At 37.9% G+C, this 12,699-nt stretch carries 11 protein-coding genes; all 11 read right to left on the reverse strand.

Going from position 1 to position 12,699, the window contains the following annotated elements; genetic code table 11:
- Positions 1-30: 30 nt before the first annotated feature.
- A complete protein-coding gene (gene tsf / locus NSS97_RS19505) occupies positions 31-918 on the reverse strand; it encodes a translation elongation factor Ts (protein WP_002088177.1) in 888 nt (295 codons plus the stop codon).
- Positions 919-1,021: 103 nt separating this feature from the next.
- Complete coding sequence (gene rpsB, locus NSS97_RS19510; RefSeq protein WP_002088178.1) at positions 1,022-1,723, reverse strand: 30S ribosomal protein S2; 702 nt, start codon at positions 1,721-1,723, stop codon at positions 1,022-1,024.
- A 354-nt stretch (positions 1,724-2,077) separates the two neighbouring features.
- Positions 2,078-2,857 (reverse strand): GTP-sensing pleiotropic transcriptional regulator CodY, encoded by a 780-nt coding sequence (gene codY, locus NSS97_RS19515; protein WP_002014541.1) that lies wholly within the window; start codon positions 2,855-2,857, stop codon positions 2,078-2,080.
- A 77-nt stretch (positions 2,858-2,934) separates the two neighbouring features.
- The gene (gene hslU, locus NSS97_RS19520; protein ID WP_002014539.1) at positions 2,935-4,326 is read right to left on the reverse strand and encodes an ATP-dependent protease ATPase subunit HslU; all 1,392 of its coding nucleotides are present in this window, start codon (positions 4,324-4,326) and stop codon (positions 2,935-2,937) included.
- Between the two features lie 22 nt (positions 4,327-4,348).
- Positions 4,349-4,891 carry an ATP-dependent protease proteolytic subunit HslV gene (hslV, locus tag NSS97_RS19525; RefSeq protein ID WP_002014538.1) on the reverse strand — a complete coding sequence of 181 codons (543 nt, stop codon included), beginning with the start codon at positions 4,889-4,891 and terminating at the stop codon, positions 4,349-4,351.
- Positions 4,892-4,933: 42 nt separating this feature from the next.
- Complete coding sequence (gene xerC / locus NSS97_RS19530; protein WP_078175468.1) at positions 4,934-5,833, reverse strand: tyrosine recombinase XerC; 900 nt, start codon at positions 5,831-5,833, stop codon at positions 4,934-4,936.
- Between the two features lie 71 nt (positions 5,834-5,904).
- On the reverse strand, positions 5,905-7,209 hold the full coding sequence (trmFO, locus tag NSS97_RS19535) for an FADH(2)-oxidizing methylenetetrahydrofolate--tRNA-(uracil(54)-C(5))-methyltransferase TrmFO (protein WP_044442894.1): 1,305 nt from the start codon (positions 7,207-7,209) through the stop codon (positions 5,905-5,907).
- A gap of 48 nt (positions 7,210-7,257) precedes the next feature.
- Complete coding sequence (topA, locus tag NSS97_RS19540) at positions 7,258-9,336, reverse strand: type I DNA topoisomerase (protein ID WP_002088184.1); 2,079 nt, start codon at positions 9,334-9,336, stop codon at positions 7,258-7,260.
- 144 nt (positions 9,337-9,480) lie between these two features.
- Entirely contained in the window at positions 9,481-10,350 is an 870-nt protein-coding gene (gene dprA, locus NSS97_RS19545) for a DNA-processing protein DprA (RefSeq protein ID WP_107886426.1), read from the reverse strand.
- 88 nt (positions 10,351-10,438) lie between these two features.
- The gene (sucD, locus tag NSS97_RS19550) at positions 10,439-11,341 is read right to left on the reverse strand and encodes a succinate--CoA ligase subunit alpha (RefSeq protein ID WP_000115186.1); all 903 of its coding nucleotides are present in this window, start codon (positions 11,339-11,341) and stop codon (positions 10,439-10,441) included.
- A 19-nt stretch (positions 11,342-11,360) separates the two neighbouring features.
- On the reverse strand, positions 11,361-12,521 hold the full coding sequence (gene sucC / locus NSS97_RS19555; RefSeq protein WP_002014529.1) for an ADP-forming succinate--CoA ligase subunit beta: 1,161 nt from the start codon (positions 12,519-12,521) through the stop codon (positions 11,361-11,363).
- Positions 12,522-12,699: the final 178 nt, after the last annotated feature.

Genomic DNA, 12,699 nt, shown 5'->3' on the forward strand with positions numbered 1-12,699 from the left:
AAGGGAACACAATGTGTTCCCTAATCTGTATTAGTTGTTACCTTTTACTTGGTTCATTACTTCTTCAGCAAAGTTGTCTTCGCGTTTTTCGATACCTTCACCAACAGCGTAGCGAACGAATCCTTTTAATGTTCCGCCTTTAGACTCAACGAATTGACGAACTTTCATGTCAGGATTCTTAACGAATGTTTGGTCAAGTAAGCAAATCTCTTCAAAGAATTTGCCAAGACGGCCTTCTACCATTTTCGCAACGATTTTTTCAGGCTTGCCTTCGTTTAAAGCTTGTTGTGTTAATACTTGACGCTCATGCTCAACTTCTTCAGCTGTTACAGCATCGCGGTCGATGTATTTAGGGTTAACTGCTGCGATGTGCATTGCTACATCTTTAGCAGCTGCTTCGTCAGTAGAACCTTCAAGAACTGTTAATACACCAATACGTCCACCCATGTGTAGGTAAGCGCCGAATGCATCAGCATCAGTTTTTGATACGATTTCGAAACGACGAAGTGTAAGTTTTTCACCAATTTTAGCGATTGCTTCGTTGATGTGCTCTTCTACTGTTTTGCCGCCTTCGATTGTTTGAGCCATAGCTTCTTCAACGTTAGCAGGTTTGTTAGCTAATAAGTGAGCAGCTAATTCTTTAATTAACGCTTGGAAACCTTCGTTTTTCGCAACGAAATCAGTCTCAGAGTTTAATTCTAAGATTAAACCTTCGTTACCGTTTGTTTCGATGAAAGTTAAACCTTCAGCAGCGATGCGGTCTGCTTTTTTAGCAGCTTTCGCAATACCTTTTTCACGTAAGAAGTCAATTGCTTTCTCCATGTCGCCGTTAGTTTCTGTTAAAGCTTTTTTGCAGTCCATCATACCTGCGCCAGTTTTTTCGCGAAGTTCTTTTACCATTTGTGCAGTGATTGCCATATTTTTCATCCTCCTAAAATATGTATTTATACCTTTTATAAAGGTGTTTATACCTTAAAAAAGGTGATAAAAGGCCGAACCCCTTATCACCTTTCCAAATTTGTTACGCAGTAACAGTTTCTTCACCTTGTTTTGTTTCAAGGATCGCGTCTGCCATTTTAGATGTAAGAAGTTTTACAGCACGAATTGCATCATCGTTTGCTGGAATAACGTGATCGATTTCGTCCGGATCACAGTTTGTATCAACGATACCGATGATTGGAATGTGTAATTTGCGTGCTTCAGCAACTGCAATACGCTCTTTACGAGGGTCTACTATGAATAATGCACTTGGAAGACCTTTCATATCTTTAATACCGCCTAAGAATTTCTCAAGACGCTCTAACTCTTTTTTAAGTTGAACAACTTCTTTCTTAGGAAGTACTTCGAAAGTACCATCTTCTTGCATTCTTTCGATATCTTTAAGACGCTTGATACGCTTTTGGATTGTTTGGAAGTTTGTTAAAGTTCCACCTAACCAACGTTGGTTAACGAAGTACATACCAGCACGAGTTGCTTCTTCTTTAATAGCTTCTTGTGCTTGTTTTTTAGTACCTACGAATAAAATGTCTCCACCTTCAGCAGCGATGTCACGCATCGTTCTGTAAGCTTCCTCAACTTTTTTCACAGTTTTTTGTAAGTCGATGATGTAGATACCGTTACGCTCTGTGAAGATGTAACGCTTCATTTTTGGGTTCCAACGACGAGTTTGATGTCCGAAATGAACACCAGCTTCAAGCAATTGTTTCATAGAAATTACTGACATAATTTAGTTCCTCCTAAATGGTTTTTTTGATATCCTCCGTTTACTTCATCTCTAAGCGAAACTACGAACGTAGCACCAACACTTAAATCAGTAAACGTGTGTACTTTGTACTGACACCACTGCTTACTATATCATACTGAAATATTACAATCAAGTCGAAAATGCGAACAATGTAAAACTTTCTTTTTTTCACGCTCAAATCCTAGTATTACCAACCTTCAATTCCTTTAAGCAAGGAATTGAAGGTTAATTAATAGTTTTCTAATGAATGTTGTCATGACGCCTTACGTAAGCAAAATCATTCACTTAAAAAAACAAAAAACTCTCCTCGCTTGAGGAGAGTTTTTTTATAAATTAGTTTGTTTTTAATTTAGCAAGTTCCTGTAGAAACTTGTCGTTTAGCACTTTAATGTATGTTCCTTTCATACCTAAAGAGCGAGACTCAATAACACCAGCACTTTCTAATTTACGTAGTGCATTTACGATTACCGAACGAGTAATTCCTACGCGATCAGCAATTTTACTTGCAACAAGTAAACCTTCTGTTCCATTTAATTCTTCGAAGATATGCTCGATTGCTTCTAACTCACTGTAAGATAATGAGCTAATCGCCATTTGAACAACAGCTTTACTACGTGCTTCCTCTTCGATTTCTTCTGCTTTTTCACGTAAGATTTCCATACCTACAACAGTTGAGCTGTATTCAGCAAGAATTAAATCATCGTCTAAGAACTCTTGACCAAGACGAGCTAATACTAGTGTACCTAGACGCTCACCGCCACCAACGATTGGTACGATTGTAGTTAAACCTTGACCGAATAATTCTCTATTTTCTACTGGGAATGCTGTGTAGTCACTATCCACACCTAAATTTGAAGATGTTTCTGTAACATTGAATAAACTTTGCGTATACTCTTCTGGGAATTGACGCTCTGCAAGCATGTGCTTCATACGTTCGTTTTCGATTTGTTGGTGAATCGCATATCCTAATAATTTACCGCGACGACTTACAACGAACACGTTCGCTTCAATTACTTCACACATTGTGTCAGACATCTCTCTAAAGTTTACAGGCTTTCCTGCTGCGCTCTGTAATAACGCATTTAATTTTCTCGTTTTTGCTAATAATTCCATTTCAAAATTTCCTCCTACATGTTACTTACATATTTTTTCATCACTTGGAAACTAGGGCGAGTCACCTGATGACACTATTACAAAATAAACTGGCTCACATCTTTATTTTTAGCTATTGTCGCTAATTTTTCCTCAACATATTGAGGTGTTATCGTTATTTTCTCTAACGTAATTTCAGATGCCTCAAACGATAAATCTTCAAGGAGCTTCTCCATAACAGTATGAAGTCTTCTCGCTCCAATATTATCTGTATCCTGATTAACTTGATAAGCAATCTCAGCAATCTTACGAATAGCTTCGTCTGAAAATTCAATTTCTATACCTTCAGTCGCTAATAACGCCGTGTACTGTTTAATTAGCGCATTGTCAGGCTCGATTAATATTTTAACAAAATCATCCGCCGATAATTTTGTTAATTCTACTCGAATCGGAAATCTCCCTTGCAATTCCGGAATTAAATCCGACGGTTTAGACATATGGAACGCTCCAGCTGCAACAAATAAAATATAATCCGTTTTTACTGATCCGTATTTCGTTGCTACATTCGATCCTTCTACAATCGGTAAAATGTCACGTTGCACACCTTCACGCGATACATCTACGCTATTCGACTGCTTACCAGCAATTTTGTCAATTTCATCGATAAAAATAATCCCGAGCTGTTCAGCACGATAAACAGCCTCTTGTGTAACTTCATCCATATCAATTAAGCGCTGTGCCTCTTCATTTGTCAAGAGTTTTCTTGCTTCTTTTACAGAAAGTTTACGTTTTTTCGTTTTTTTCGGCATGATACTTCCTAGTGCATCTTGGAAATTCATTCCCATTTGCTCCATGCCAGTTCCTTGCAACATATCAAACATAGAAGACTGTTGTTCCGTCACTTCGATCGATATCACTTCATCTTCAAGAAGGCCTGCCGCAAGCTTTCTTTCCACATCTTGACGTTTCTTTTCGATTTCATCATCTTCCTGTGCATCAGATGTTTGGTTTGAATTTTGATTACCACCAAAAAGCATTTCTAATGGATTTTTAAATCCAGATTGTTTCTCCGGACTCGGCACTAAAATTTCAACAAGACGTTGATTCGCTTGCTCTTCTGCTTTATCTTGAACTTTAACTACCATTTCCTCTTTCACAATACGAACAGATGTTTCAACAAGGTCGCGGACCATCGACTCTACATCTCGACCCACATATCCAACTTCTGTAAATTTCGTCGCTTCAACCTTAATAAAAGGTGCTCCAACGAGTTTCGCCATTCGCCGTGCTACCTCTGTTTTACCAACACCTGTCGGTCCAATCATTAAAATGTTTTTAGGTGCAATTTCATCACGTAAATTTTCAACTAATTTACTGCGACGGTATCGATTTCGTAGAGCTACAGCAACCGCTTTCTTTGCATCTTTTTGACCGATGATGTATTGATCTAATTTTTCCACAATTTGACGCGGAGTAAAATGTAAATGCATATAAAATGCCTCCCTTACGATTCTACAATTCTTCAACAATTATGTTGTGGTTCGTATAAACACAAATATCGCCTGCAATTTCTAAACTGGCCTTCGCAATTTGTTTCGCTGTTAAATGTTCACTTGCATGTTGCTTTAAAGCACGACCGGCAGCAAGTGCATAATGTCCGCCTGAACCAATTGCTAAAATACCATCATCTGGTTCAATCACTTCTCCTGTACCTGAAACAAGGAGCATCGTTGTTTTATCCATGACAATGAGCATTGCTTCTAGCTGACGTAGCATTTTATCACCACGCCATTGTTTCGCCATCTCAACTGCAGCGCGCTGCAAGTTGCCATTATACTCTTCTAATTTCCCTTCAAACATTTCAAAAAGAGTAAATGCATCAGCAACTGATCCTGCAAAACCAGCTAAAACTTTCCCTTGGAAAAGTTTGCGAACTTTGCGAGCTGTATGTTTCATTACAACAGCATTCCCCATCGTTACCTGACCATCTCCAGCCATTGCACATTCTCCATTATGATGAACTGCAAATATCGTTGTAGCGTGGAAATTTCCCATAGAAAAAACTCCTTTATATGTTTTTATAGCCTTAAAAGCAATTTATGCCCGCGGGTGATGCTTCATGTACACAGAACGCAATCTTTCTTTAGAGACATGCGTATAAATTTGTGTGGTTGACAAATTCTCATGACCTAATAACTCCTGCACAGTACGTAAATCCGCTCCTTCATCCAACATATGTGTAGCAAATGTATGCCTTAACATATGGGGACTTATCCGCATTGTAAGTGAAGCTTTCTTAATGAGTTCGTTCAAAACATAACGTACACCCTGATCTGTTAACGGCTTACCTTTCGCATTTAAAAATACCATATGAGATTGTTCTTCAGTCTTTTGAGCTAACTGTTTTCTCCCGTTCTCTATATAAGTAATTAAAGCATCTTGTGCATAGCTTCCGAACGGAATATATCTTTGTTTTTTCCCTTTTCCCATCACTAAAATTGTTCCCACTGCAAAGTCAATGTCGGTAAGTTGCAAATTAACGCATTCGCTTACACGAATCCCAGTTGCATACATCAACTCTAATAAAGCTTGATTCCTTTGACCTAATGGTGCCCCTGTATCAGAAACTTCAAACAATTCCTCTAACTCTTCAGCATATAAAAACTTTGGGATTGACAATTCTTTCTTGGGAAGTGACGCAAGTGCAAACGGATTATCTTTTTGATAACCTTCACGCATCAAAAAACGATATAAACTTCGTAAGCTTGATACTTTCCTTGCGACAGATTTACGGGCTAACTTCTGATCGTGCAACGTCGTCAAGTATAAACGAACATCCGCGTATGTAACATCTAAAAAAGAGGATATGCCTTCTCGCTCCATAAATTGCACAAAATGTTCTAAATCATTTTGATAACTTGCAATTGTATATTTTGAATAATTTCTTTCAATTTGTAAATATCCAACGAATAATTGTAACAATTTCTTCACATTCACATCCATATAATTCACCTCAATAAAGGCTACTAAATCGTATCACAACTTAGTAGCCTTTGCAAGAAATTTAATTAAATATTTACAAAATTTTGAATTGTTTCCAAAGCGCGTGTAGCATATGCTTCATTTCGCTCTTGTTTCTTTTTAATTTTCTTATCTAACGGTGTAAATAAACCGAAGTTTGCATTCATTGGCTGGAAGTTTTTCGCATTTGTCGCAGTAATATAATTTGCCATACTTCCCATTGCAGTTACAGGTGGTAATACAACTGGCTCTTCACCTTGTACAAGTCGAGCAGCGTTAATACCCGCTAATAATCCTGATGCTGCTGATTCAACATAACCCTCTACACCAGTCATTTGACCAGCGAAGAATAAATCATCACGTTGTTTATATTGATATGTTGGACGAAGTAAATTAGGCGAATTAATAAACGTATTACGATGCATTACACCATAACGTACAATCTCTGCGTTTTCTAGTCCTGGAATTAGCTGTAACACTTCTTTTTGTGGCCCCCACTTTAAATGTGTTTGGAAGCCTACAATATTGTATAATGTTCCTGCTGCATCATCTTGACGTAACTGAACAACCGCATACGGTGTTTTCCCTGTTTTCGGATCTTCTAACCCAACAGGCTTCATCGGTCCAAATACTAACGTCTGTCTTCCTCTACTTGCCATAACTTCTACTGGCATACAACCTTCAAAGAAAATTTCTTTTTCAAATTCTTTTAAAGGCACTGTCTCAGCAGCAATTAAAGCCTCATAAAAACGATCAAACTCTTCTTCTGTCATTGGACAGTTTAAATATGCCGCTTCACCTTTATCATAACGGGATTTTAAATATACTTTATTCATGTCAATGCTGTCTTTCTCAACGATTGGCGCTGCAGCATCATAGAAATAAAAATAATCTTCACCTGTTAGTTTTTTTAATTGTGCAGAAAGATCCGGAGACGTAAGTGGACCTGTCGCAATAACAGTTGGTCCCTCTGGAATTTCAGTGATTTCCTCATTCATTACAGTTACGTTCGGATGATTTTTCACATATTCAGTCACTTTCGCCGCGAATTCATGACGGTCTACAGCTAAGGCACCTCCTGCTGGTACAGAGCACTCATCAGCTGCACGAATAATGACAGAATCCATTAGACGCATTTCTTCTTTAATAACACCAACAGCATTTGTCAATGTGTTTGCGCGAAGTGAGTTACTACATACTAATTCAGCAAATTTATCTGTATGATGAGCTGGTGTTTGCCTTACTGGTCTCATTTCATATAATTTTACTTGGACACCACGCTTTGCAATTTGGTAAGCTGCTTCGCTTCCTGCAAGACCTGCGCCAATGACGTTTACTACTTGTGTTGTCATATATATCACCTTTCCTTTTCTTCCCGAAAAAAATGTGAGCAGTTACGCTCACATTTGTTGTTCTTCTTCATAATCACACGAAATACATTGTACTTGCACGCCTTTTTTTAACTTTTTCTCTACGAGCATACCTTCACACTTCGGACATTTACGACCAATCGGCTTATCCCAAGATACAAAGTCACATTCTGGATACGTACCGCATCCGTAGAAAAGGCGTTTCTTTTTATTACTACGGCGTTCAATAATTTGCCCTTTATCACACTTCGGACAAGTAACACCGATTTCTTTTACAATCGGTTTTGTATTACGACATTCCGGGAAATTTGAACAAGCCATAAACTTCCCATATTTACCCATTTTAAAGACCATCGGGTGACTACATAATTCACAGTCTTCCCCAGCTGGTTCATCTTTAATTTCCACTTCACGCATTTCTTTTTCCGCTTTTTCTAAGCGCGGTTCAAATCCTACGTAGAAATCATCAACAATTTTCACCCAATTTGCATTTCCTTCTTCTACTTCATCAAGGCTTTGCTCCATATTGGCAGTAAATTCAATGTTAATAATTTCTGGGAAAAACTCTAAAATAAGTTCGATTACTATTCCACCAAGCTCAGTCGGAACGAAGCGTTTATTATCTAAAGCAACGTATCCTCGTTTTTGGATTGTTTCAAGTGTCGGTACATAAGTAGACGGTCTCCCAATCCCAAGCTCTTCAAGTGTTCTTACTAGACGAGCCTCTGTGTAACGCGGCGGAGGCTGTGTGTAATGTTGCTTTGGTTCTATATCTTTTGAAAATACAGTTTCACCTACTTCTAACGGTGGCAACATCTTATCCTTTTCTTCCGCACCATCATCTTTCGACTCTACGTACACTTTCATAAATCCTGGGAACTTTACAACTGATCCACTTGCACGGAACTGAACATTGTTATTAATGAGTTTCGCTGTAACAGTATCCATTATAGCAGATGCCATTTGACTTGCAACAAATCGCTCCCAAATCAGTTTATACAAACGGAGTTGATCACGACTTAAGAAACTTTTTAGTTCCTCTGGCTTTCTCATTACCGAAGTAGGACGAATCGCCTCATGCGCATCTTGTGCTTTCGACTTTTTCGTTTCTTTCCTCTTCTCTGTTCCTATGTATTCCGCACCAAACGCCTCAGTAATGTAATCACGAGCCTCTGTTTGAGCTGTTTCTGAGATACGTGTTGAATCAGTTCTCATATACGTAATAAGACCTACAGTCCCTTGTTTTCCAAGATCTATCCCTTCATACAGCTGCTGTGCAAGCATCATTGTTTTCTTTGCTCGCATATTTAACTTACGCGCTGCCTCTTGTTGCAAGGAAGATGTTGTAAACGGTAATGCAGGGTTACGCTTTCGCTCTTTTCGCGTTACATTTTCAACCGAAAACGCATTGTCTTTCATCTTTTCGATTATTTCGTTCACTTGTGCTTCGTTCGTTAATTGAACTTTTTCACCATCTACACCGTAAAAGCTTGCTTCAAATGTGTCTTTCCCTTTCACAAATTCTGTTTTAATTGTCCAGAATTCTTCAGGTTCAAAACTTTGAATTTCTTTTTCACGTTCGATGATTAAACGAACTGCTACAGATTGTACGCGTCCTGCACTTAATCCTTTTTTTACTTTCTTCCATAATAAAGGACTAATATTGTAACCAACAAGACGATCGAGTATACGCCTTGCCTGTTGTGCATCTACTAAATCCATATTAATTGCACGAGGATATTTAAATGATTCTTTTATTGCATCTTTTGTAATCTCATTAAATACAACTCGGCAATCTGATTCAACGTCCACATTTAACGTATTTGCTAAATGCCAAGCAATTGCTTCTCCTTCACGATCCGGATCGGCCGCGAGATAGACTTTCTTTGCTTTTTTTGCCGCTGATTTTAAATCTTTTAAAACGGGACCCTTACCACGAATGGTAATATACTTCGGAGTGAAGTTATTCTTTACTTCTATCCCCATTTGGCTTTTAGGTAAATCGCGGACATGTCCCATGGACGCGACGACTTTGTATTTTTTCCCTAAATATTTTTCAATGGTCTTCGCCTTAGAAGGCGACTCCACGATTACGAGGTAATCTGACATGCTAGTGCCTCCTTAAGAGGTGGATTCAAGTCTTCATCAATCTTATTGATTTCTCTTGTTTTTGTCAATCAAGAATGAATATACCATACAGCGACAATCTACCATTTGTCAATAATTGTTTAATAAAAACATAAAAATATATGGTTAATTTAAAATTTCTTCAAGGATATCCTCCGCATTTCTTACTAGCTTGGCGCCTTGTTGAATTAGATGATTCGTTCCTGCTGCACTCTCTATAAATATAGGTCCAGGAAGCGCAAACACCTCTCTATTTTGTTCTAGCGCAAGGTCTGCAGTAATAAGGGATCCACTTCTCATTTTTGCTTCTACAACTAAAACACCTTTACTTATACCGCTAATAATTCGATTTCTTTTTGGGAAATACCATTTTTTCGGCACATAATGGGGCGGATACTCTGTCAATAACAATATATAATCTTTCCACGTGTCATATAAACCTCTATTCTCCTTTGGATACATATAAGATAATCCGTGTCCTAATATTGCAATGGTCGGGCAATGCTGCCTTACTGTAACTTCATGAGCAATTGTATCTATCCCTCTTGCAAACCCACTAACAATAAGCCATTCTTTTTCAAGTAAAGGTTGTAAAATAAACTTCATACTCTCCTTTCCATATAAAGACGGTTCTCTCGTTCCAACAATCGCTAATTTATTTACTTTATTTAGAAAATCTCTTTCTCCTTTTCCGTATAAAACAAAAGGGGGATCTTGTATTTCTCGCAGTAATTGTGGATAGTCCTTATCCCATATTGTTATATAAAATATTCTCTTTTTTTCTAACTGGGATACATATTGTTGGAGATTTGAAATTTGAAGAAAATTTACTAGTTCTAAAGATTTTTTCGAGGATATTCCAGCGTAATATTCAAATTGTTTCGGACTAAAAGTGTATATTCCCTTCAGTTCTGGATCAACATATAGTAGTCTCTCCATCGCCTTCCAATGATCCGCCAACATGTAATGAAGGTGCAATAAACGTTCTCTTTTCATCTCAATTCTCCTTACCCATAATTTTTATTATGTAAACAAAAAATGTGTAAAAAGACACCCTCTAATAAGAAGGTGTCTTTCAAAAAGATTAGTAGTTTTTACAAGTCTCAAATAATCCCTTTTCTTTTAAAACAGAGATTAATGTTTCACCCATAACAGCTGGTGTTTCCGCTACTTTAATACCACAAGCTTCCATTGTTTTAATCTTTTCAGCAGCAGTTCCTTTGCCGCCAGAAATGATCGCCCCAGCATGACCCATACGTTTGCCTTCAGGCGCTGTTTGACCACCAATGAAGCCTACAACTGGTTTTGTCATATTAGCTTGTACCCATTCTGCTGCTTCTTCTTCTGCCGTACCGCCGATTTCACCAATCATAATTACAGCATGCGTTTCTTCATCTTCATTAAATGCTTTTAACGCATCAATAAAGTCCGTACCGTTAACAGGGTCTCCCCCGATACCTACAGCAGTAGATTGGCCAATACCTTCTTGCGTTAACTGATGTACAGCTTCATACGTTAATGTACCAGAGCGAGATACGATACCAACATGACCTTTTTTGTGAATATATCCTGGCATAATACCAATTTTACATTCGTCAGGTGTAATGACACCAGGGCAGTTTGGTCCAAGTAAACGTGTATGTTTACCCGCCATATATCTCTTTACATTTACCATATCTAATACAGGGATTCCTTCAGTAATACATACTACTAAATCAATCTTTGCATCAACTGCTTCCATAATTGCATCAGCCGCAAAAGCGGGTGGAACGTATACAACTGAAGCGTTTGCGCCTGTTGCTTTCACAGCATCTTCTACTGTATCAAATACTGGTACGCCTTCAATATCAGTGCCACCTTTACCTGGTGTTACACCACCTACAATTTTCGTACCGTATTCAATCATTTGCTTTGTATGGAATAACCCTTGAGAACCTGTAATACCTTGAACAATAACTTTTGTATCTTTATTAACTAATACGCTCATTTTTCTCCCCCGCTTTCTATTAGCCCACTAGTGAAACAATTTTTTGTGCACCGTCTGCCATAGATTCTGCTGCAACAATATTTAAACCAGACTCATTTAAAATTTTCTTTCCTAGCTCTACGTTTGTACCTTCAAGACGTACAACTAAAGGCAACTCAAGACCTACCTGCTTCGTCGCTTCAATAACACCTTCTGCGATAACATCACACTTCATAATGCCACCAAAAATGTTAACGAAGATACCCTTTACATTTTTGTCAGAAAGGATAATTTTGAATGCTTCTGTAACTTTTTCAGCTGTTGCGCCGCCACCAACATCTAAGAAGTTAGCCGGGTCACCATGGTAATGTTTAATGATATCCATTGTAGCCATTGCTAAACCTGCACCATTAACCATACAACCGATATTTCCATCTAAAGGAATGTAGTTTAAGTCATATTTAGAAGCTTCAATTTCTTTTGAATCTTCTTCTTCAAGATCACGAAGTTCTAAAATGTCTTTATTGCGATATAACGCATTAGAATCAAAGTTTAATTTTGCATCTAACGCCATAACTTTACCGTCACCTGTTGTAACAAGTGGATTAATCTCAGCGATAGAGCAATCTTTTTCGATAAACGCACTGTATAAGCCCATCATAAACTTCACAGCTTGTCCTACAAGTTCTTTTGGAATATTGATGTTAAACGCGATTCTACGCGCTTGGAAACCTTGTAAACCTACTGCTGGATCAATATATTCTTTAAAGATTTTTTCAGGCGTTTTTTCTGCTACTTCTTCAATTTCTGTTCCACCTTCTTCAGATGCCATTAAAACAACTTGAGAAGTTGCACGATCTAATACAAGACCTACATAATATTCTTTTTTAATATCGCAACCTTCTTCGATAAGTAAGCGTTTTACTTCCTTACCTTCAGGACCTGTTTGATGCGTCACAAGTGTAGTTCCTAAAATGCTTTCTGCATATGTACGAACTTCTTCTAAATTTTTCGCAACTTTTACACCGCCAGCTTTGCCGCGTCCACCAGCGTGAATTTGCGCTTTAACTACACATACTTCCGTTCCTAATTCTTTCGCTGCTTCTACAGCTTCTTCTACTGTAAATGCAACCTTCCCGTTCGGAACGCTAACCCCATAGCTTCTAAGGACTGCCTTACCTTGGTACTCATGGATATTCATGGTCCCATCCTCCCCTGTTTTCCTGTTTTACTCGAAAAGTTTTTTAATGTTTAAAAAACATTACATTGCCATTGTATAAGATGATTGGCACGCTGTCTACAATAAAGTGTCAGAAAACTGAAATCGCTTTATTCTTTTTCGAAAATAATAATGTTTATATACCAAAATAAAAAATAAG

Source organism: Bacillus sp. FSL R12-0074 (assembly GCF_038005725.1).
GTDB lineage: Bacteria > Bacillota > Bacilli > Bacillales > Bacillaceae_G > Bacillus_A > Bacillus_A mycoides.